15 protein-coding genes and 1 pseudogene are annotated in these 21,307 nt (G+C 62.3%); 5 read left to right on the top strand and 11 right to left on the bottom strand.

Annotation, left to right across the window (positions count from 1 at the left end; translation table 11 throughout):
* Window positions 1-186 precede the first annotated feature (186 nt).
* The 3 genes and pseudogenes from nrfD to fdnG form a co-directional block, all read right to left on the bottom strand.
* Window positions 187-1,290 carry an NrfD/PsrC family molybdoenzyme membrane anchor subunit gene (gene nrfD, locus M3B90_RS03965; protein WP_259888733.1) on the bottom strand — a complete coding sequence of 368 codons (1,104 nt, stop codon included), beginning with the start codon at window positions 1,288-1,290 and terminating at the stop codon, window positions 187-189.
* The gene (locus tag M3B90_RS03960; protein ID WP_259888732.1) at window positions 1,287-2,270 is read right to left on the bottom strand and encodes a 4Fe-4S dicluster domain-containing protein; all 984 of its coding nucleotides are present in this window, start codon (window positions 2,268-2,270) and stop codon (window positions 1,287-1,289) included. Before M3B90_RS03960 ends, nrfD begins: the two co-directional genes overlap by 4 nt.
* Before the next feature lie 248 nt (window positions 2,271-2,518).
* A pseudogene (fdnG, locus tag M3B90_RS03955) lies at window positions 2,519-5,701 on the bottom strand (formate dehydrogenase-N subunit alpha); the annotation flags it as partial.
* Window positions 5,702-5,938: 237 nt separating this feature from the next.
* On the opposite strand from fdnG, the gene pepN reads away from it, so the two are divergent.
* Together pepN and M3B90_RS03945 are read left to right on the top strand one after the other, a co-directional pair.
* Window positions 5,939-8,494 (top strand): aminopeptidase N, encoded by a 2,556-nt coding sequence (pepN, locus tag M3B90_RS03950; protein ID WP_259888731.1) that lies wholly within the window; start codon window positions 5,939-5,941, stop codon window positions 8,492-8,494.
* Between the two features lie 117 nt (window positions 8,495-8,611).
* Window positions 8,612-9,538 carry a mechanosensitive ion channel family protein gene (locus M3B90_RS03945; RefSeq protein ID WP_259888730.1) on the top strand — a complete coding sequence of 309 codons (927 nt, stop codon included), beginning with the start codon at window positions 8,612-8,614 and terminating at the stop codon, window positions 9,536-9,538.
* A 5-nt stretch (window positions 9,539-9,543) separates the two neighbouring features.
* Here the strand turns inward: M3B90_RS03945 and M3B90_RS03940 are convergent, their stop codons facing one another.
* The 4 genes from M3B90_RS03940 to M3B90_RS03925 all read right to left on the bottom strand — a co-directional run bounded on the left by M3B90_RS03940 (window position 9,544) and on the right by M3B90_RS03925 (window position 12,404).
* Entirely contained in the window at window positions 9,544-10,023 is a 480-nt protein-coding gene (locus tag M3B90_RS03940) for a thioesterase family protein (protein ID WP_259888729.1), read from the bottom strand.
* A gap of 13 nt (window positions 10,024-10,036) precedes the next feature.
* Entirely contained in the window at window positions 10,037-11,413 is a 1,377-nt protein-coding gene (locus M3B90_RS03935; protein ID WP_259888728.1) for a sodium/glutamate symporter, read from the bottom strand.
* A gap of 106 nt (window positions 11,414-11,519) precedes the next feature.
* On the bottom strand, window positions 11,520-11,840 hold the full coding sequence (locus tag M3B90_RS03930; RefSeq protein ID WP_259888727.1) for a putative quinol monooxygenase: 321 nt from the start codon (window positions 11,838-11,840) through the stop codon (window positions 11,520-11,522).
* A gap of 45 nt (window positions 11,841-11,885) precedes the next feature.
* Entirely contained in the window at window positions 11,886-12,404 is a 519-nt protein-coding gene (locus M3B90_RS03925) for a gluconokinase (RefSeq protein WP_259888726.1), read from the bottom strand.
* A 102-nt stretch (window positions 12,405-12,506) separates the two neighbouring features.
* Between M3B90_RS03925 and M3B90_RS03920 the strand changes: the two genes are divergently transcribed.
* From M3B90_RS03920 to M3B90_RS03910, 3 genes are read left to right on the top strand one after another with little or no spacing between them, the layout of a single operon-like run.
* Window positions 12,507-13,571 carry a D-2-hydroxyacid dehydrogenase gene (locus M3B90_RS03920; protein ID WP_259888725.1) on the top strand — a complete coding sequence of 355 codons (1,065 nt, stop codon included), beginning with the start codon at window positions 12,507-12,509 and terminating at the stop codon, window positions 13,569-13,571.
* Window positions 13,572-13,606: 35 nt separating this feature from the next.
* On the top strand, window positions 13,607-14,512 hold the full coding sequence (locus M3B90_RS03915) for an acyl-CoA thioesterase II (protein WP_259888724.1): 906 nt from the start codon (window positions 13,607-13,609) through the stop codon (window positions 14,510-14,512).
* A complete protein-coding gene (locus tag M3B90_RS03910) occupies window positions 14,493-15,425 on the top strand; it encodes an SMP-30/gluconolactonase/LRE family protein (RefSeq protein WP_259888723.1) in 933 nt (310 codons plus the stop codon). Before M3B90_RS03915 ends, M3B90_RS03910 begins: the two co-directional genes overlap by 20 nt.
* 92 nt (window positions 15,426-15,517) lie before the next feature.
* On the opposite strand, the gene M3B90_RS03905 is transcribed toward M3B90_RS03910, so the two are convergent.
* The 4 genes from M3B90_RS03905 to glgP form a co-directional block, all read right to left on the bottom strand.
* Window positions 15,518-16,810 (bottom strand): sugar ABC transporter substrate-binding protein, encoded by a 1,293-nt coding sequence (locus M3B90_RS03905; protein ID WP_259888722.1) that lies wholly within the window; start codon window positions 16,808-16,810, stop codon window positions 15,518-15,520.
* Between the two features lie 98 nt (window positions 16,811-16,908).
* On the bottom strand, window positions 16,909-17,739 hold the full coding sequence (locus M3B90_RS03900) for a carbohydrate ABC transporter permease (RefSeq protein WP_259888721.1): 831 nt from the start codon (window positions 17,737-17,739) through the stop codon (window positions 16,909-16,911).
* An 11-nt stretch (window positions 17,740-17,750) separates the two neighbouring features.
* Window positions 17,751-18,617 (bottom strand): carbohydrate ABC transporter permease, encoded by an 867-nt coding sequence (locus M3B90_RS03895; protein WP_259888720.1) that lies wholly within the window; start codon window positions 18,615-18,617, stop codon window positions 17,751-17,753.
* A gap of 92 nt (window positions 18,618-18,709) precedes the next feature.
* A complete protein-coding gene (gene glgP, locus M3B90_RS03890) occupies window positions 18,710-21,238 on the bottom strand; it encodes an alpha-glucan family phosphorylase (RefSeq protein WP_259888719.1) in 2,529 nt (842 codons plus the stop codon).
* Window positions 21,239-21,307: the final 69 nt, after the last annotated feature.

The raw sequence follows: 21,307 nt of genomic DNA, 5'->3' as shown, positions 1-21,307 counted from the left end.
CGGCACCGGAATGCGCCGCGGGAAGTGGGACTGGGATTCGGGAGGGGAACCGTCGGAATTGAACTTCTTCTCGCGTGGCGGGCGGAGCTTGCGTGCCGAGCCCGCCCATGCTGTTACGAGGGCACCAAAATGGGGGCTTGGCTCTCACCAAACCCCCATAAGGTCTATGGAATTCGAGGGAGGGGACTAGTCGGCTTCGGGGCCCGTCACAATCGAATCATCCACGATGCCCTGCTTGCGGCGGCGCGCAAGGCGCTCCTTCTGCGGGACCACGGTGTACTTCGGATCGCGAGCAGACTGGAAGCCCGCATCGAGAATGCCGAAGCGCGTGAACGCACTCGCCGCGGCGAGGCACGCACCCGACGCAAACGCAATCGCGCGATGCTTCTTCGCGAACAAGCCCGTCACGGCGCCTGCGATAAGAAGCTTCTCCGCGATATGCATCTTCTTGCCGCCATCACCGATCTCGAGCGGCTCGGCTTCAAGCGGGTGCATTTCCTTCTTCATCGCACGCAGCGAAAGCATGTCGCCCGCAACACCCGCAAGCGCGAGACGCTGAACCGGGCCGATCTCGTCGAGCGGAGTCGAGAGCATCGCGGTGCCCGACGCGGCGAGGCTCGCTGAAGACGCGAACAGGAACGGAAGCGAGAACTTTCCGCCGTTCCACGCGGGAAGCGCGGAATCGCCGAGCAGCACCGCGGTGTACACGGCGAGAGGGGCGCCCGTCGCAGCCTGGCCAACCGCGGCTGGCTTCTCCATCGCACGCGCGAGCTTACGCAGCGGCCCGAGGGGAAGCTTCTCCCCCGTCATCCGGTCGAACTCGTTCGCAAACGTCACACCGGCGTTCACACCATACGCGGAGATGATCCACGTGCCGAGGTTCATGGGGCTCGTGGGCTTGAACGTGCGCAGCATGTTGAGGAAGCGCTCCGGGCGGCCGAGGTCCGCAATGAGGCTGACCGTGCCGATGCCGAGTGCCGCCATCGAGCCGACACGTGCGTTGCGGCGCAGCGTCTCGCGGCCCGTCGCCCCGGCGGCAAGCGCGATGAGACCCGAAGATCCGGCAACACCACCGAGGAACAGATACACGCCAATCGGGTACTCCCACGGCGGCGCCTTCACGATCTGGCGACCGTAATAGCTCGTGAACTGGACGTCCTCGACCATCGACACTTCGCCCATGCGGTTCTGGCCGCGTTTACGGGCACCGTCATATTTGGTCGCCTCGGGCCGACGCTTGCGACGCATCGGCTGCGGCGGGCGGTAGCTATCGAACTCGTTCTGGCTCATTTCCTCTTGCCTCCCACAAACATGAGAGCGGTCGTCGCGATCATGGCACCCGCCGCAAGGGCCGCACGACCATACATCTTCGGCAGGTCAAGCGTGCCCACGCGCGGGTCCGGCGGAAGACCGTAGACCTCGGGTTCATCGAGAAGAAGGAACACCGAGCCAAGACCACCGACACCGTCGTTCGGATTCGCGCCATAGAGGCGGGCTTCAGTCATGCCCTCCTCGTGAAGCTTCTTCACGCGCTCCTTGGCCTTTGCGACCATCTCGTCGCGATCACCGAACTTGATTGAGGTCGTCGGGCAGGTCTGCGCACACGCGGGCTGCTGGCCGTCCTTGAGTCGGTCATAGCAAAGCGTGCACTTGTTTGCCGTGCCCTTGTTCGGGATGTCCTGTTCGAGGTGCGGGCGATCGTCGCGATCAGTCTTCGGGGAGACCGTGCCATCATCACGGCGCTCGATCACGCCGAACGGACACGTGTACACGCACGTGCCACAACCATTGCAGACGTCTGCCTGCACAACGACGGTGCCAAATTCCGTGCGGAATAGCGCGCCCGTGGGGCATGCATCGAGGCAGCCCGCGCGCGTGCAGTGCTTGCAAACATCCGACGCCATGAGCCAGCGGAATTCTTCCGTGTGCTTCGGCTGCTGTTCGCTCGGCGGTTTTTGACCGATCTTCGGCATGCCGAGGTTCACGAGTTGGCGACCCGACTCGCGGGCCTGCTCGATGCGCTTTTCGGACTGCTCGATAAAGGCCACGTGACGCCACGTGTTCGCACCGAGCGAACCCGTGTTGTCGAACGAGGAGCCGAGCAGCTCGAAGTTGCCGTCTTGGGGATTACGGTTCCATTCCTTACACGCGACCTCGCAGGCCTTGCAGCCAATGCAGATCGACGTGTCGGTGAAGAACCCCTTGCGGTCGTGCGTGTGCTCCCACCCCGAAACGGAGATGGGGTCAGCGGTCGTGTTGAGAAGACTCATCACACACCTCCATTCTCATCGTGGGACGCTTGCGAGTTGTCATTGGCCATGCTCGTGCGGCCGGTCTCACCGTCTTGGCCGTTGGACCCGGTTTCCGTGTCCTCGTCGACCTTGTCGGCGCGGCGCTGAGCTTCCTTCGAGCCGGGCTTCGAAGCGGCGATCCCCGTGAAGCCCGAGCTGTTCGAGCCGCGGGTCGTCTCTTCGGCGACCTTCGCATCCTGCTCGGGGCTCGTCTCTTCGATGCCCGCGTCTTTCGCGGGAACCGTGACGCGCTGCATGCCCGTGTCGAGGGTGATGCCTGCCTCGCGCTGATACTTCTCCACGAGGTCGACGAGTTCGGGCCCGCGGGGCCTGCGGCCCGGAACCATCGCCACCGAGGAGTACTTCGAATCCTGGATGCCGGTGTTCGGGTCCATCGTGATGCCCAGAAGATCGTTGGCGCCGTCGCCGGTGATCACCGCATCCTCGCCAATACCCCAGTGGTACGGGAGGCCGATCTGATGCACGGTGTGACCGTTGACGTTGAGCGGCTTGAAGCGCTTCGTGACGAGCACGCGCGCTTCGATCGCGCCACGCGGCGAAATGAGCGTTGCCCACTCACCGTTCTTCACGCCCACTTCCTCGGCGAGCTCCGGCGAGACCTCCGCGAACATCTCCGGCTGGAGCTCCGCGAGGTACGGGAGCCAGCGGCTCATGCCGCCCGCCGTGTGGTGCTCGGTGAGGCGGTAGGTCGTGAACACGTACGGGTAGACGTCTTGCAGCGGTTCGCCGAAGCCGGGAGCGGTGAGGTTCTCTTCGCGAGGCATCACCACGCGAGTCGGCTGGTTCTGCTGCGGGTACATGATGTTTGGCAGCTTCGATTCCACGGGCTCATAGTGAGTCGGGATCGGGCCATCGATCATGCCCTTCGGTGCGAACAGCCAGCCCTTACCGTCGGGCTGCATGATGAACGCGTCATCGCCGGCGAGCGCCGCGGGGCCACCCACGGTTGCATCGGGGCGTGCCTTCGGGTTGAGGCCCACGGGGAAGTCGGGAACGTCGTGGCCGACCCACTTCTCCTGGTCTTCGTCCCACCAGATCCACGCCTTCTCGGGGCTCCAAGGCTTACCCTCGGGATCCGCGGAGGCGCGGTTGTAGAGGATCTTGCGGTTTGCCGGCCATACCCAGCCCCATTCCCTCTCGGTGTAGGGGCGGCCATCGGCAGGCTCACGCACGGCGGCGTGGTTGATGCCATCGGCATACACACCCGTATAGATCCAGCAGCCACCGGCGGTGGAGCCGTCGGCTTTCATGTCAACGAACTTCGCGAGAGGCTTGCCCTTGTTTTCGCCCTCGGTGTAGTACCCGTTGATCTCGCGGATCACGGCTTCGGCATCAACCTCGCCGTGCTCATCGAGCGGGTAGTCCCAGGTCATGTCAAGGATGGGCCTGTCTCGAGGATCGTCTGAATCCTTGAGCGCTTCGCGGATGCGATTGCCGAGATCGAAGAAGAACTGCAGTTCGCTTTCGGCATCGCCCGGCGGGGTGACCGCCTGGTGGCGCCACTGGACCATGCGCTGGGTCTGCGTGAACGACCCGGCCTTCTCGGTGTGGTTCGCGGCGGGCATGAAGAACACCTCGGTGTCGATGTCTTCGGTGCTCAGCTCGCCCGTCTCGATCTCGGGACCGTTCTTCCAGAATGTGGCGGTCTCGATCATGTTGAAGTCGCGAACTACGAGCCACTTGAGGTGGCTCAGGGCCTTGCGGTGCAAACGACCATTGGAGCTGCCAACCGCGGGGTTCTGGCCGAGCACGAAGTAGCCATCCACCTTGTCCTGGAGCATAAGCTGCAGGGTCTGGTAGGTACCGTGCGCGCCCGTGAGTCGCGGAAGGTAGTCGAAGTGGAAGTTGTTTTCCTTGGTTGCGGACTCACCCCACCACGCCTTGAGGAGGCTTGCGGTGAACTCTTCCGACTTCGCCCAGAAGCCCTTTTGCTTCTTCGTGCCGACCGAATCAAGGTAGGTCTCCCACGTGTCCGTTACGCCTGCCTTCGGCATCGGAAGGTAGCCGGGAAGGATATGGAAGAGGGCCGGGATGTCGGTCGAGCCCTGAATATTGGCGTGTCCGCGAAGCGCGAGAATACCCGAGCCTGGACGGCCCACGTTACCCATGAGCAACTGGAGAATCGAGGCCGTGCGAATGAACTGCGCGCCACCCGTGTGCTGGGTCCAACCCACCGCGTAGCAGAACGCGGTCGTCTTGTCGCGGCCCGAGTTCTTCACGATCGAGTCGGCGATGTAGGCGAAGTCTTCTTGGCTCACGCCGCAGACCTTCTCCACAACCTCGGGGGTGTAGCGCTTGAAGTGGCGCTTGAGGATCTGGAACACGGTACGCGGGTGCTGCAGGGTTTCATCGCGAACGGGGAGGTTCTTCTCCTCGTCCATCTCGTATTGCCAGCTCGACGGGTCGTACGCACCAGTTTCCGGATCGAAGCCCGAGAAGAAACCGTCGAGATCCTCGGGATCCTGATAATCCTCACTGATGAGGGTCGAAGCGTTCGTGTAGTGCTTCACGTACTCCTCGAAGAACAGGTTGTTCTCAAGAACGTGATTAATGAGAGCACCGAGCAGAACGATGTCGCCACCCGCGCGAGTGGAAACGTACTTGTCCGCGAGGGCCGAGGTGCGCGAGAAGCGTGGATCCACGTGAATCACGCGCGCTCCACGAAGCTTTGCTTCAATAACCCACTGGAAAGCGACCGGGTGACACTCGGCCATGTTGGAGCCTTGGATGATGATGCAGTCCGCATTCGCGAGGTCCTGCACCGGCTGCGTGGCTCCGCCGCGCCCAAACGAGGATCCCAAACTGGGAACCGTGGCGCTGTGTCATATGCGGGCTTGATTCTCGATCTGAATAGCACCCGTGGCGGTAAACAGCTTCTTGATGAGGTAGTTTTCCTCGTTATCGATGGTCGCGCCACCGAGCGAGGCGATACCGAGCGTGCGGCGCACGGGGCGGCCGTGCTCGTCGGTATCCTGCCAGTGCTTCTTGCGAGCCTCGAGGTAGCGCTCGGTGATCATCGACATCGCGGTCTCGCGATCGAGCTTGACCCACTCTTTCGACTTGGGAGCGCGATAGAGGATGTCGGTCACTCGGCCAGGTGCGTTGACGAGCTGCTCGCTCGCCGATCCCTTCGGGCACAGGCGGCCACGCGAGACTGGCGAATTTGGATCGCCTTCGATCTGAATGACTTTATTGTCTTTGACGTAAATGCGCTGGCCACAGCCAACAGCACAGTAGGGGCACACGCTCTCGACGACCTTGTCGGCGGTGGTAGTGCGCGCCTTGAGGTCTTGATACGTGGGCGACTGGGAGGTGGGGCCGAGCCCCAACACATCGCGAGACTTGGCCTGCCTCAGCACAGGCCAATTAAGAGGATTTAGTGATGCCATGGCACAACCTTACCAGGGTGCGCAGTAAAAGAAACCCTGGTCACAGCCCACTTTTCGAAACTTCATCGTTGCAAAAACCGGCAGGTGTCGGACCCCGGCAGCCACCCGGCCGCCCGGACACGCCCGGCTCGCTCGCCCCTCCGCTCTCCCCACTCCCCCGCGCACTCCCGCACTCGAGTGCGAAGATGGAAGAGACCCGCGCACGAAGCGGACCCTCAACCCAAGGAGACTTCGAGAATGACCTCCGAAAATCTCACGCGCGCCGAGGCGCAAGAGCGCTCCTCGTTCCTCGAGACCACGCACTACGACGTGCGACTCGACCTCACGCAAGGCCCCAAGACCTTCCTCACCGAATCCACCATTTACGTGAACTCGACCGAGGAACGTGAAACCTTCGTGGACCTCATCGCCCCCGAGGTCCTCGAGATCACCCTCAACGGGGAGACTCTCGACAACCCCGCGGAGCGCTTCGACGGCGCTCGCGTCCAACTGCCGGCCCTCAAGGTCGGCGAAAACATCATCACCATCCGCGCGAACGGCGCCTACATGAACACGGGCGAAGGCCTGCACCGCATGGTCGACCCCGTCGACGACGAGGTGTACCTCTACACCCAGTTCGAGGTATCCGACGCACGCCGCATGTACGCGAACTTCGAGCAACCCGACCTCAAGGCCACGTTCGCCTTCACGATCACGGCCCCCGCCCACTGGCGAGTCATCTCGATCGCCCCGACTCCGCAGCCCGTCCCGGCCGGGGAGGATTCCGACGGTCAGCCGATCGCCACGTGGACCTTCGAAAAGACGCCGAAGATTTCGACCTACCTCACGGCGCTTATCGCCGGTAAATACGAGGGCTACGAGGGCACGATCAAGTCCCGCAGCGGCCGCGAAATTCCGGCTGGCGTGTACGCGCGCGCTTCGCTCGCCGAGTACCTCGACGGCGAAAACATTCTGAAAGTCACCCAACAGGGCTTTGACTTCTACGAAGAGAAGTTCGACTGCGACTACCAGTTCCCCACCTACGACCAGATCTTCGTACCCGAATACAACATGGGCGCGATGGAGCACCCGGGCGCCGTGACCTTCGTCGAGCGCTACGTGTTCCGCAGCGCGGTCTCGGACGCGATCCGCGAGCGCCGCGACCTCACGATCCTCCACGAGCTCGCGCACATGTGGTTCGGCGATCTCGTGACGATGAAGTGGTGGGACGATCTGTGGCTCAACGAGTCGTTCGCCGAATACGCCTCAACTCTCTCCTCGGCGGAGGCCACTCGCTGGACGAATGCGTGGACGACTTTCGCGGGATCAGAGAAGGCATGGGCCTACAACCAGGATCAGCTCCCCTCGACGCACCCGATCGTCGCCGACATGGTTGATTTCGATGCGGTCGAGACGAACTTCGATGGCATCACCTACGCGAAGGGCGCCTCGGTTCTGCGCCAGCTCGTCGCCTACGTGGGCGAGGACTCGTTCTTTGAGGGCCTGCGCGCCTACTTCAAGAAGTACGCCTGGCAGAACACGGAGCTGACCGATCTTCTCGACGAACTCGAAGCAACGAGTGGCCGCGACCTTCGCTCGTGGAGCAAGCTGTGGCTCGAGACCGCAGGCGTCAATACTCTCCGCCCGGAGATCGAGCGCGACGCGGACGGCACCATCACGTCGTTCGCGGTTCTGCAGTCGGCAGCTCAGGATTACCCGACGATCCGCCCGCACCGCCTCAAGATTGGCGGCTACAGCCTCGAGGGCGGCACCGTGAAGCGTACGGTGAGCGTTGAAACCGATATCGACGGTGAGCGCACCGAGATCGCCGAGCTCGCGGGCACGAAGGCGGATTTGTGGCTCATCAACGACGAGGACCTCACCTACGCGAAGGTCCGCCTCGACGATGACTCACTCGCCTTTGCTCTCGAACACCTCCGCGATATTGACGACGAGCTCGCGCGCACGCTCGTGTGGAGCGCGACATGGGACATGACGCGCGACGCGGAGCTCCCGAGCCGCCGTTACCTCGAGCTTCTGCTCAAGAACATCGACCGCGAGAAGGACTCTTCGGTTCTGCGCACGCTACTCGGGCGCCTCGACGCCGTGGGCACGCGGTACGCGGCACCGGCGGATCGCGAGGAGCGCGAGAAGAAGGTCGCCTCGGCACTGTGGGAGCTCACGCAAGGGGCCGACGGAGGCAGCGATCAGCAGCTCCAGTTCCTCGAGACGTACCTGCAGTTCGCCGGCAAGGCCGATCTCGACACCGTGAAGGGCCTCTTCGACGGCTCGGTCACGCTCAAGGACCGCGAGATCGACACCGACCTCAAGTGGCAGATCACCATCGCCCTCGCCGCTCTCGGCGCTATCGACGAAGCCGGAATCGACGAGGTGCTCGCGAGCGACGACACGCAAAATGGCCGCAAGAGCGCCCTCACGGCGAAGGCCGCGATCCCGACCGCCGAGGCGAAGGCAGATGCGTGGAAGAGGACCGTCGAGGAAGACACTCTCGCGAACGAGCACCTCTCCTCGGCTGTGATCGGCTTCAACCGCGCGAGCGAAGAACTCCGCGCGCCGTACATCGAGCCGTACTTCGAGATGATCGAAAAGGCATGGGCCTCGCGTTCGAGTGAGATCGCGAACCGCCTCATCCAGGGGTATTTCCCGAGCCAGTACCCGAGCGAAGAGATCGTCCGGAAGGCCGATGAATGGCTCGCTTCGCACGAAGACGCGATCTACGGCATGCGTCGTCCCGTCCTCGAAGGCCGCGATTCGGTGGCCCGCGCGGTGCGCGTGCAAAACGCCGATAAGTAGTCCGTTTACGGGGCTGCGCTGAGGGCGCGGCAACCGTCGGACATTCTGGGCGGCCTCACTGAACGGTGGGGCCGCCTTCTTCATGTGCATTCAAGGTTTCCCGCCTACGGTTGTGGCATGAGTCTTTTGGCAGATACGACGACCCAAGAAGCGCTTTCGCTTATGGATCGCATGGGTGAGTGGCTGCTCTCGAACGGAATCACGATTCTCGTGATTATCCTCGTCGCCATCATCGTGCGGTTCGTGGCGGGAGTGCTCATCAATCGAGTCTTCACGACCATGTACCAATCGGGCTCACGCATCTCTCGCATGACCAACGTGGTGGTGAAGAAGAATCCCGATGCGGGGATGGCCGCCGCGAATGAGGAACGGCGCAAGCAACGCGCGGATACGCTTTCGACCGCGTCGAAAAACGTCGCGGGTGTCGTCATCTGGTCGATCGCCTTCGTCATGATTCTCTCGCAAGTGGGCGTCAATATTGCGCCGATCATCGCCTCTCTCGGTGTTGCCGGACTCGCCGCCGGTATCGGCGCGCAGACGCTCATCAAGGACGTTCTCGCGGGCGTCATCATGTTGTTCGAGGATCTCGTGGCCGTCGGCGATTACGTCGACCTTGATTTCGCGGAAGGCACCGTCGAAAACGTTAACCTACGAGTGACCCAAGTGAGGGGGCTCAACGGCGTGCTGTGGACCGTTCGCAATGGCGAGATCATCACGCTCGGAAACTATTCGAGGGGGCTCGGCACCGCGTTTGTCGTGCTCGATATCGATTCGGCGGCGAATGATGAAAAGGTCACGGAGGCGATCCACGACGTATTTGACGCTCTCAAGGCCGATCAGAAGTGGGTGAAGCTCATTGTGGGCTCGCCCGAGGCGAGCGGCATTCTTTCGGTGGACGGCGCACGCTATCAGCGTCGAATCACGGCCGATACGCTTCCCGGCAAGCAGTGGGACGTTGAGCGTGAGATCCGCAAGCGCCTGCGTGTGGAGTTCGATCAGCGCGGCATCGAGTTTGCGCTGCCTCGCTTCCAGGAGTCGGCTTAACGCCCCTAGGCGCGCCTAAAGGCCAACGGTGCGTCCTTGATGCTCGCGAGGGCCGTGCGCAACTTTTCGGGCACGCGCACGGCCGTTCCGTTTGCCGCGTCAACAATCACAATCACTGTGCGTGCCTTCGCGTAGGGGCGAGTAGGCTCATCGGCCGTGAGAATCTCGTAATCGAGATCGAGGGAAGCGCCGCCGAGCTTCGAGACCCACGTGCGCACGATCACGCCATCGCGGCGGTAGCCAAGCTGGCGTGTGTACTCGATCGTGTGTGCCGCGACGAGCGTGTTAAAGGGCCCTCCAGGAGAGAGCTCCGGTAGAGCGGTGGGATAGGCGGGCGCTCCATTCGCGAGTTCGGTTTCCGACGGTTGCCAAAACGCCCGCGTGCGGGCTTCTTCGAGGAGCCGCAAGTACGCCGTGTTGTTGACGTGCCCGTACCCGTCGAGGTCACTCCACCTGACGGGTACGGGGATGTCGAGGTATGTCACGGACAGCCGGTCTCTACGAGGCCCTGTGATCGAACGTCCCATGAACACCGACGCTTTGAATCATGCTCGTGGTGGGCGCGGGTTCGCGGTGGCGGAAGGCAAGCGCAACGATGATCGCGCCCGCGAGCGTCAAGATGAGCGCGACCCACCACGAAAAGCCCGCCAACACGAGGGCTGGGAGCGTCGCGACGGTCGCGATGTCCACGAAGCCGATCGGGATGTAGGCAATGCCGTAGTAGTCGAGGGTCTTCGACTTCATGTCGGGATCGACGATGCGAAGGAGCGCCATGCCCATGCCCGCGGTGCCGGTGTTCCAGCCCCACGTGAAGATTCCCTGCTCGACCTTGTGGTCGGCGAAAAGTTTCTTGGAGACGAACACGTAGTAGGCGAGAACGAAAAGGATGCCGATCACGAGGAGAATGGCGAGCGGCTGCCAGTAGGAGGCGACGACCTTCGGGTCGATCGAAGCGACACCGAACGCGACGAGGAGGTCGGTCGACATGCCGCTTCCGCGCTCGAAGATTTTCCCTTCGAACACGTTCTCGGCTTTGAACGCCTTGAGGATGAACAGCACGACGTAGCCGAGGAGGAACGCGACGCTGAACGTGGGGACCGAGAGCCACTCGACCTGGCCGTTGACCCACGAGGTGAACATGTAGGCGAACGCCGCGATCATGAAGAGCAGGCCGAGGTGATAGGTGATCGGGTCAAGGCTCGTCGAGGAGACCGGGGAAACACCGATCGATTCTCGCTTGTCCTCGTCAATGATGCCGGTGCGAAGGTCTTGCGGGAGGTCGCTGAAGTCCTTGAGGTAGGCGGTGTTACCGCGCATCGATTCGACCTTAATGATCGCGATACCGCCCACGACCGAGACGATGATGCCGATGGTCGCGGAGGTCATGGCGAGTGAGCCGGACTCAGGCCACGCGCTTCCAAAGCCGTCAGCGATCGCCGCGGCCACACCGTGCCCGCCCATGAATCCGGCTGCGAGAAGCAGGCCGAAGCCGTCGGGCAGGTCTTTGAAGATGAGGGAGAGAATTCCGAGGGAAACGATCAACCCGAAACCCCACTGAAGGAGCGAGATTGCTTGGGAAACCGACCACATCGTGCGCACGGCTCGGAAGACGTTGCCGAGCCCCGCGATCTTCGAGGTGAATGGGAGCGCCGCGAAGACGACCGCGATGAGGATTGACGAGTAGACCGGAATTGAACTACTGAACGGAATGATGTTCAGGACGTTGGGGCCAAAAACAAGGCCGAGGAGGCCGGCAATGAGGCCGGCAGGCAAAAAGAGAGACTGGATGGGCTTGACCCACGCGCGCAGAAGCACGCCGATGAGGATCAAGAGGCCCATCCAGCCGAGGTCGGTAAAGACATCCCACGCGCTCATGGTTCACATCCTTTGACTCGTCTCGGGGATACAAGGAAACGAGTCACGGTACCACGGGCGAAGGCACCTGAGTCACGTTCAGGTAACGGGAAGCACCAAGTGGGACTTAGTCCGCGAGTTCACCCATCAGGCCCCAGCCATCACCGTCAATCTCCCTGGAGATGATTTCGGGGGTTTCGGTGAGAAGGGGGCGCATCGTCTCGAGCCCGGGCTGGAAGTGCGCGGAGTTGACGTGCTTCTCGCCGGCTTCGGCATCGCGGTACATCTCCACGAGGAGGAACTCGTTCTCGCGCTCTGTGCTGCGGTACCACTCGAAGAAGAGGCAGCCTTCTTCCCCGCGGCACGCGTTCGTGTATTCCGAAAGCTTGTCGAGGAAGGTTGCGGTTTCTTCGGGCTTGACCTGGTATTTCACGTTGATGAAGATCATGCCTCTACCGTAACGCTCGAACCTGCATGTGCACTTGCCGCGATTTCAGCAGGTGCGCGCGCCTTCATTGAGACCGCCGAGGATGTTCTCGACGACGTCCTTCGCAGCGGGCTCAATGCTCGCGACTATGCCGGCTTCGTCATCGCCGAGCTGTTCGAGGGTCGCAAATTGGGAGTCGAGGAGCGAGGCGGGCATGTACTCGTGGTGGCGGTGGGCGATGCGGCGCGCGATGAGATCGCGGTCTCCGGCGAGGTGGACGAACTGGAGGTCGGGAGCGTAGGAGCGGAGTTGATCGCGATAGCGGCGCTTGAGTGCCGAACAGACGATCGCGCACGTCACCCCCCTCTCGCGCTCATCCGCGATCGTCTGGCCGATGGCATCGAGCCACGGCGCACGATCCTCGTCCGTGAGCGGCGTGCCAGATGCCATTTTTTCCTTATTCGCGGCCGGGTGCAGGTCGTCCCCGTCAATGAACGAAAGGCCCAACCGTTCGGCGAGGGCTTTTCCGACGGTGGACTTCCCCGTTCCCTGCACGCCCATGATGATGAGCGGGGTTTGGCTCACGACAGGTCTCCTTTTGACAGTGCGGCGGCGAAAGTCTTCTTCCCACTCTAGAGGATCGACCGCGACGCTCACCTCTAGAATTGAGGGAACGAAAGGAGCATCATGCCATCCTCGAGCAACCACCACCTCACCCTCGCGATCGCCGTCGACCTTCCCGAAGAAGAATGCGCCTTCATCCACGAGCGCGAGCCCCGCGTCAAGGTCGTGCCCACGGGGCATCTCGCACGGCCTCGTCGTTACAACTCCGACTGGGTGGGCGATCCCGACTTCACGCGCTCCGAAAGCGAGGAGCGTCGATACCGCGAGATCCTCGAGAGTGCTGATGCCGTGATGGGAGTGCCCGACGATAGTCCCGAGACCCTCGCCGCTCTCGTGCGAGCCAATCCGAAGCTTCGCTGGGTCCACACGATGGCCGCGGGCGGAGGCGCGCAGGTCAAGGCCGCAAAGCTGAGCGCGGATGAGCTCGCGCGCGTAACGTTCACGACGTCAGCGGGCGTGCACGGTGGCACTCTTGCCGAGTTTGCGATCTTTGGCCTGCTTGCGGGCGCGCAGGATCTGCGCCGCCTTGAACGCAATCAACGTGCGCATGCGTGGCCAACGATTCGCGTACATCCGCGCCACCTGGATGAGATGAGGGTGCTCGTGCTCGGCCTCGGCGGCATCGGCAAAGCCGTGGCCTCGAGACTCAAAGCCTTCAACGCCGAAGTCTGGGGAACTTCCCGTTCGGGCCGCGACGTCGACAACGTTGATCGCATCGTGCCTCTCTCGCAGCTGCATGGCGCACTTGGCAAGGTCGACGCCGTCGTCGTGACACTCCCAGGAACTGACGAGACGCGCCACATGCTCAACCGCGACGCTTTTGCCGCGATGAAGAAAGGCACGATCCTTGCGAATGTTGGTCGCGGAAGCGTGATCGACGAAGAATCGCTCCTCGACGCTCTCGATAATGGCACGGTCGATTTCGCGGCGCTCGACGTGGTGGAGCGCGAGCCGCTACCGGATGAAAGCCCCCTGTGGGATCACGAGAGGGTTCTCATCAGCCCCCACTCCGCGGCCCTGAGCTCACAAGAAGGAAGGCGCATCGCCGCGCTCGTCGCCCGCAACGCAACGGCTCTCCTCGACGACGAGCCCCTCGCGAATGTCGTGGATACGCTCAATTTCTATTAGGAGGTCGTTCATGCGTTCTTCGTTAAGATGGGCGCATGTCGATTCCTGAGCCAGAAGCCGTAACCCGCAGCCTCCTCAACCTCTTTGAGATTCGGGAGGTCCAGGGCCCCGAAAGAACGTTCGAGGGCGCTTCTCTCCCCCAGCCCGGCGGGCACGTGTTTGGCGGGCAGATGATGGCGCAAGCGCTCATCGCCATGGCGCGCACCGTGCCGGAGGGCCGCCGCGTCCACTCGACGTACGCGACGTTCCTCGAGCCGGCCCGCGCGAACGAGCCGCTGCACTTCACGGTGCGCACCCTGCGCGACGGTGGCTCGTTCTCGAGCCGTGCCGTAGATGTCACACAGCGCGGAAACCTCGTGCTCATCGTGAATGGCTCGTTCCAGGAACGCCAAGAAGGTGTGCACCATGCGGACCAGGTGGCGTCGGAATCCTCCCCCGATTCCCTTCCGAGCACGCGCGACGAGTTGGGCCAGGTCAACCACCCACTCGCGCAGTTCATGGCGCACCAGCGCCCCGTGGATATCCGCAGCGCTACCGGCTCGCTATACTTCACGCCCGACCCTGAAAAGCGCGCAGAGCAGGCCGTGTGGATGCGCGCGCTCACGCCCACCGGGACCAGCGACGCCCTTACCCACGAAGCGTTCCTCACCTACGCGAGTGATTACACGCCCTTCGAGCCAACGATCCGCCGCCAGGGCCTCACGTGGCTCACGCCGGGTTTGCGCGTTGCGACCCTCAACCATTCAATGTGGTTCCACTCGGAGGTCAACGTCGACGAGTGGCTGCTGTACGTGCAGCGCTCCCCCGCGGCGACCGGCGGGCGTTCGCTCAGCGTCGGCCAGATCTACACGCGCGAAGGGAAGCTCGTGGCGACCGTGAATCAGGAGGGGATGTTCCGCATCCGCACGGAGGTGAAGGACAGTGACCACCCCGCCCTTTGACCCGAACGCACGCGTTGAAAAGGTCGCGACCGGCGCCTCGTGGGCGGAAGGACCGCTGTGGTACCCGCACGAGAAGGTCGTGCGCTTTAGCGACATCCCGAACAACCGCATCATCCAACTCGATCCCGCGACTGGCGACACGATCGTGTGGAAGAGCAATGTCAATTACACAAACGGGCGCGCCCACCATCCCGACCTGGGCGTCGTGGAATGCAATCACGGCACGCGCTCGGTCGACAAGGCACCGCTTGTGCCCTTCATGGACGCGGAAATGCTCATCGACTTTTTTGAAGGTGGGCGTCTGAACTCGCCAAATGACGTCGCCGTGCATCCGATCGAGCACACGATCTGGTTCACCGACCCGCCTTACGGAATCCTGAGCGAGGGCCAAGGCCAGCCAGGCGAAATGGAGTATGGGCGCTCATACGTGTTCAAGCTCGACCACCACGGCGACCTCGCCGCTGTCGTCACGGAGCTCAGCCGCCCGAACGGCATTGCCTTCAGCCGCGACGGCAAGCGCCTCTATGTCACGAACACCGCCGAAAATCCCGACAAGCCTGAGGAAAACGCGCCCGAATCGGTCACTGACGCCGAGGGCCGCCACCACATTTGGGTGTTCGACCTTGATACCGACAACAACGTCAAAAAAGGTAGCGGCCGCCCGTTCGCGTGCCCCGCTCTCGGGGTTCCCGATGGCATCGCCGTGGACGAGGAGGATCGCGTGTGGTCTTCTGGCGGGGATGGCGTGAGTGTTTTCGGGTCCGACGGTTCCCTGATCGCCCATGCGCCCGTTCCCGAAGTCGTGTCTAATCTCTGCTTCGGTGGCGAAGACGGGCAAGATCTGTTTATGACGGCGACAACGAGCCTCTATCGGCTGCGCACGAACACGCGCGAGCCGTGGAGCTTCGCCTAGATAACGACAGCTCTCGACGCAAGTACAAGGGAGGCAGCGCCACTGCGCTGCCTCCCTTCCCACGTAGAACTCGCCTACGGCGAATCGACGCCTCAGGCCATCGCGGCATTGCCCTCTTCTTGCGCCTTCTTCACGCCTTCTTCAGCGGAGAGATTGCCCGCGAAGATCTCCTGGAAGACGGGCATTACGGCATTAAGGCCGGCGAGAGACTTTGCGCCGGTATCCGCGGGGCCGGGGTTCTTCGCCGCTTCAATGAACTGCTCGACGTCGACGCCCTGCTCTTTCCAGAAGTCCACGAAGGACTGCTGCGCATCCACGTGGCCGGGGAACGAAATTCCCTGCTCGCCCAGGGGCAGCTGCCCCTCCTTCGAGCCGAGCCATTCGAGAAGCTTCACAACCGACTCCTGGTCCTCACGCTTCGCATTACCCGCGGCAACCACGCCGTGCACGAGCGACTTCGCACCCTTCGGGCCCGCCACCATGGGGGCTATAGCCCACTCGAAGGCGCCGTCGACCGAATCGTGGATCGTCTTGAGGCTAAACGGGCCGCTCTGGAAGAGGCCGAGCTTGCCCTGGATAAACAGGTCACGCGCGAAATCGCCGTTCGTATTGGTGTCAGCGGCCGAAGGCGCAACCTTGAGTTCGTTGACGAGCGCAGCGAGGTAGGAGAACACCTGGACACCCTGCTCTGAATCGAACGCGTACATATCGTTGGCATCCTGCCACTCGGCACCGTTCGAGCTCAGGAAGGGGCCAATGATGGACTGGCGATCGCACGCCGCATTGAAACCGAACACGCCATCCTTCGTGAGCGCGGTTGCGGCATCGCGAAGGGCATCCGAGCCGGCGGTGGGATCGAAGGCGAGAGTCGTGGGGTCCACGCCAGCGGCGTCGGTGAGGTTCTTGTTGTAGAAGAGGGCGATCGAGTCCCAGACCTGCGGAACACCCCACAGCGAGCCATCGCGGGTATACAGGTCAACGACAGCCTTCTCCCAGTCCTTCACGGACCCGCCGAACTTCTCCGAAATATCGACGAGCGCTCCGGCCTGCTGGAACTGTGTGAAGCTCGCGGAGTTCAGCCAGAACACATCGGGGGCGCTATCCGAAGCGCCGTCAGAGAGATCGAGAGGCAACTTCGTCCAGTAGTCATCCCACGGAACAACCTCGACCTCGACCTTGATCCCCGATTCCTCGGTGAACTTCTTGAGCGACTCCTCGTATGCCGCCTTCGCCGTGCTATCCCAAATGCGGAACTTAAGCGCCCCGGCGTCGGAACCCGAGCCCTTCTTCGCGGACGAGCCCGAATCTGACGGCGAGCACGCGGCGAGTGCCGCGGCCGCGGAGGCTACGAGTCCACCGGAGAGAACTGTGCGACGTGAAACCATGTGATGGCCTTTCTTCAACGGTCGTGCGGGCACCCTCGTGCCCTGCACATTGTTAACGCAAGAGCATACCGGATATTTATGGATGCCATAAGCGATGTTTATCGCAGTTCGGTTCCACCGATCGACTGCGCCACCTGCTTCTGGAACACGAGATACAGAAGGATGAGCGGAATCATCGCGAGCGTCGTTGCCGCCATGACCATCGTCCAATTGTTGTTGTACTGGGTACTGAGCGCCGAGGTCGCAACCGTAAGAGTCCGCCACGTGTCCCCCGTCGTGATAATGAGCGGCCACATGAAGGAGTTCCAGTGGGTCACCACGGTGATCACGATGAGCGTCACGATGATCGGACGGTTGAGGGGCACCACGAGGCTGCGAATCATCCGCAGATGCCCCGCGCCATCAACGCGCATCGCATCAAGCAGCTCCTGAGGGACGCTCCGGAAATTTTCACGGAGCAAGAACACGGCGTAGGGGCTGCCAAACACGAACGGCAACACGAGCGCCCAGAATGTATTGCGCAGCTCCATCTGCTGGAAGGCGAGGAACAGAGGCACGACAACCACGACCTGCGGAACAAGCAAGGTCGCAATAAACGCCCAGAACAACACGTCACGACCGGGAAATTGCAGATACGCAAACGCGTAGGCCGCGAGAATGGAAAAAACGATCTGCCCCACAAGGATCACCGCGACCATTTGCGCGGTCACGGCAAACGGGGTCACAAAGCTATGGGGACCCGTGAAAAGCGCCGAAAAGTTCTCGATCGTCGCGGGGTCCGGGAGATGAACGGGGCCCTGGCGGAGGAAGTCACCGGGGGCACGCAGCGCCGTCATGATCGACAGCGAAAACGGCGCGAGTGTAAGCACGGCAGCAACAATGAGGATCGTGTACGCCACGATCGCCGAAAGCACCGACTTTTTCTTCATAGACACCGCCCTCAGGACATGTCGTAGGTGATGCGGCTCGAGAAGAACCGCTGCTGAATAAACGAGAGCGCCGCGAGAATGACGAAGAGGATCACGGCAACGGCTCCAGCCCGCCCAAGCCGACCCGCACCAAACGCCTCGTTGTAGATGAGCGAAGCAATGACCTGGGTGCTATTGCCGGGCCCTCCCCCAGTCAACGAATACACGGTGTCGAACACCTGGAAGCTCGCGACCATCTGCGTGAGCGCCACGAAGAACGTCGTGGGATTCAAAAGTGGCAACGTGATCGCGAAAAACCTCCGAATCCTGCCCGCACCGTCAAGCTCAGCGGCTTCGTAAATCGACGGCGGGATCTTCTGGAGCCCGGCCTGGTAGAACAGCGCGTTATATCCGACGGCCTGCCACACCGCAACGAATGCCACGGCAGGAAGGGCGAGCGTGTGCGAACTCAACCATTCGATTCGAGTTCCAAGCAGCGCATTCAGGGCGCCATAGGTGGGCTGGTAAATCCACTTCCATACAACACCGATCGCAACCGGCGCGCACACCCACGGGATCACGACGATCACCCGGAACAGGGTTGACCCGGGGAACATCTTATTGAGCTGGATCGCGAGAAGTAGCCCGAGCGCGATCCCGAGAGGCACGCTCATGAGGGTGAAAAGGAGCGTGACAAACAAGGAGTTCCACAGGGCGTCACCCGTAAACAGGATCTCGTAGTTTTTGAGACCGATGAAGTCGTGCGAGCCAACAATCTCCCAGTTCGTCAGGGAAAGGCCGAAGGCCACAACGACCGGCAAGAGAATGAAGGCAAACACGCCTATCGCCGCGGGCAACACGAAAAGCCACGAAAGAATCGGGTGGCGAAGCCGCATCATCCGATCGACTCCTTCCACCCGATACTCTCTGACACCTTGAGGTCGATACTTATGCCCGACCTAACGACAAGCTATGCCAGCGTACACCCCATTCACTGTGCGACGCGCACTAGGCCAAGCTCAGCGGTGTGAGCAAGAACGCGATGCGACGGCACGACACGCACGGTGTAGCCCACAGACCCGAGCGTTTCGAGCGGGTGCTCGGCCGCATAGCGGCCGTCGACGCCCTGGGTCATGGGCGTCGCAGCAGCGTCGACAAGGTCATCGCCCTCATCCACCGAACCGACGATGAGTTGTACCTCGATGTCCTCAGCACGAATCGAACCAAGATCAACACTCGCGCTCACCGCGAGCACATCGCCCTCAACCGAGTCCTCGACGTCGTGGATACTCACGCCTCCCCAGCCCTGCGCGAGGCGCTGCTTGTATTCGGCGAACTCGTGCGAGAGGCCGGGCTCGCTCGCGAACTGCGCAACAGCCTTCGAGGCCGGCGCATAAAGCTCGTTGACGTAGTCGCGCACCATGCGGGTCGCGGTCACCTTCGGCGCGATCTCCACGAGGGAGTTGCGCACCATCTGGAGCCAGTTCGCGGGCACGCCGTTTTCATCTCGGTCGTAGAACAGCGGCACGATTCGGTTTTCGAGAATGTTGTAGAGGCTCTCCGCTTCGAGGCGGTCACGCTCGCCGCGGTCCTCGATATCGACGGTGCTGATCGTCCAGCCCGCGGCGTCGGTCGCCATTTCGTCCCACCAACCGTCGGAGGTCGAGAACGTCAGCCCACCGTTGAGCGCAACCTTCATGCCCGAAGTGCCCGAGGCCTCTTCGGGGCGAATCGGGTTGTTGAGCCACACATCCGAGCCGGAAACAAGATACTGAGCCATGCGAATGTCGTAATCCGCGAGGAACACGATGCGGTGGCGCACGCCGTGATCGTCCGCAAATTGCACGAGACGCTGCATGAACTCCTTGCCAGGGTAGTCCGCCGGGTGCGCCTTACCTGCCACGACGATCTGCACGGGACGCTCCTCGTTGAGGAGAATCGCGCGGAGGCGCTCAGGCTGGCTCAGCATGAGCGTGAGGCGCTTGTAGGTCGAGACGCGACGCGCAAAACCGATCGTGAGCACGTTCGGGTCGAGGACCGAATCCACCCAGCCGAGCTCTCCCGGGTGGGCACCGCGGCGAATCCACGAGCGGCGTACATCCTCGCGTGCGCGTTCCACGAGGTTCGTGCGGAGGGTGTTTCGCACCTCGAGCAGCGACTCATCACTCAGCGTACCGAGCGGAGACCAGTCGCTCAGCGCAGACAGGTCGATATCGCCGAACACGCTCTTATAGAGCGCATCCATGGGGCGCGAGATCCACGTGCGCCGGTGAACGCCGTTCGTGATCGATGTAATCGGCACCTCGCCCTCGTCGAAGCCCGGGTAGAGATCCTTGAACATTCGGCGGCTCGTCTCACCGTGGAGCTTGGCCACGCCGTTCGAGCGTTGCGAAAGACGAAAGCCCATGTGTGCCATGTTGAAGACGTTGCCGCCATCTTCAACGCCGAGCGCGAGGGCAGCCTCGACCGGAAGGTTCGGTACGAGGCGCGAGATCCCGTTGCCGTCAGCATCGAGGAAGTGGCGCAGCTGGCCAGCATCAAAGCGGTCGATACCGGCGGGCACGGGCGTGTGCGTCGTGAAAACAGAACCCGCGCGAGTCTGCGTGAGGGCGGCGTCAAAGCTCATTCCCTTGCCCATTAGCTGCCCGATGCGTTCGAGGCCGAGGAATCCCGCGTGACCCTCATTGAGGTGGAACACATCGCGCTCGCGGCGCCCCTCGAGCTCCACGAAGCGTTCAACCGCGCGTACGCCACCGATGCCGAGCACAATTTCCTGCTCGATGCGGTGAAAGTGGTCGCCACCGTAGAGGCGGTCGGTGATCTGGCGCGCGCCCTCGTCGTTGCCCTCGACATTCGTGTCGAGAAGAAGCAGCGAGATGCGGCCCACCTGGGCCTTCCACAGGGCGATCGTGACGATGCGCTCTCCGGGGAACGTGACATTCACGCACACCTGGTCGCCTTCGGCATCCGTCACGGGGGTGACGGCAAGTTCCTCGGTGACATTGTGCTTGTAGTTTTCCTGCTGCCAGCCCTCTCGGTTGAGCGACTGTGAGAAGTAGCCCCACTGGTAAAGCAAACCGATGCCGATAAGGTCAACGCCGAGATCGGATGCCGACTTGAGGTGGTCGCCCGCGAGGATGCCTAGGCCACCCGAATAGATCGGGAGGGTCGGCGAAATTCCAAACTCCATGGAGAAGTACGCGATCGCGGGAGAGCCCGGCGCATCCTTTTGGAACCAGCGCTCGGAGGTCATGTAGTTTTCGAGCTCCGCAAGGCGCGCGTCAAGAGCGGCGCGGAACTCGACATCCGCAGCGACCTCGCTGTAGCGGCGCGCGGGAACCATCCCGAGCTGCACAACGGGATTGCGGTTGCTCTCCTCAAATGCTTGCGGGTCGAGCGCTTCGAAAAGATCTCGGGTCTCGGGGTTCCAGGTCCACCGAAGGTTGTAGGCAAGGGTGCGAAGCCCCTCGAGCTCAGCGGGGAGTTCGGACGTGACGGACAGGGTACGTAGTGCCTTCATACCCCTTAAGGTAGCCGAGCCCACCGCTCACCATGCGCCTTCCGCATGAAATGTTCGTGCGGAGTTCGC

This window comes from Dermabacter sp. p3-SID358, assembly GCF_025147465.1.
Taxonomy (GTDB): Bacteria; Actinomycetota; Actinomycetes; order Actinomycetales; family Dermabacteraceae; genus Dermabacter.
Note: the sequence above shows the minus strand (reverse complement) of the source record. Positions and strands in the feature narration are given on the sequence as shown.

What these genes read in the sequence shown, in the direction of transcription:
- nrfD (WP_259888733.1), bottom strand. Translation starts at nt 1,290, where the DNA reads ATGAGCCAGAACGAGTTCGATAGCTACCGCCCGCCGCAGCCGATGCGT.
- M3B90_RS03960 (WP_259888732.1), bottom strand. Translation starts at nt 2,270, where the DNA reads ATGAGTCTTCTCAACACGACCGCTGACCCCATCTCCGTTTCGGGGTGG.
- pepN (WP_259888731.1), top strand. Translation starts at nt 5,939, where the DNA reads ATGACCTCCGAAAATCTCACGCGCGCCGAGGCGCAAGAGCGCTCCTCG.
- M3B90_RS03945 (WP_259888730.1), top strand. Translation starts at nt 8,612, where the DNA reads ATGAGTCTTTTGGCAGATACGACGACCCAAGAAGCGCTTTCGCTTATG.
- M3B90_RS03935 (WP_259888728.1), bottom strand. Translation starts at nt 11,413, where the DNA reads ATGAGCGCGTGGGATGTCTTTACCGACCTCGGCTGGATGGGCCTCTTG.
- M3B90_RS03930 (WP_259888727.1), bottom strand. Translation starts at nt 11,840, where the DNA reads ATGATCTTCATCAACGTGAAATACCAGGTCAAGCCCGAAGAAACCGCA.
- M3B90_RS03920 (WP_259888725.1), top strand. Translation starts at nt 12,507, where the DNA reads ATGCCATCCTCGAGCAACCACCACCTCACCCTCGCGATCGCCGTCGAC.
- M3B90_RS03915 (WP_259888724.1), top strand. Translation starts at nt 13,607, where the DNA reads ATGTCGATTCCTGAGCCAGAAGCCGTAACCCGCAGCCTCCTCAACCTC.
- M3B90_RS03905 (WP_259888722.1), bottom strand. Translation starts at nt 16,810, where the DNA reads ATGGTTTCACGTCGCACAGTTCTCTCCGGTGGACTCGTAGCCTCCGCG.
- M3B90_RS03900 (WP_259888721.1), bottom strand. Translation starts at nt 17,739, where the DNA reads ATGAAGAAAAAGTCGGTGCTTTCGGCGATCGTGGCGTACACGATCCTC.
- M3B90_RS03895 (WP_259888720.1), bottom strand. Translation starts at nt 18,617, where the DNA reads ATGATGCGGCTTCGCCACCCGATTCTTTCGTGGCTTTTCGTGTTGCCC.
- glgP (WP_259888719.1), bottom strand. Translation starts at nt 21,238, where the DNA reads ATGAAGGCACTACGTACCCTGTCCGTCACGTCCGAACTCCCCGCTGAG.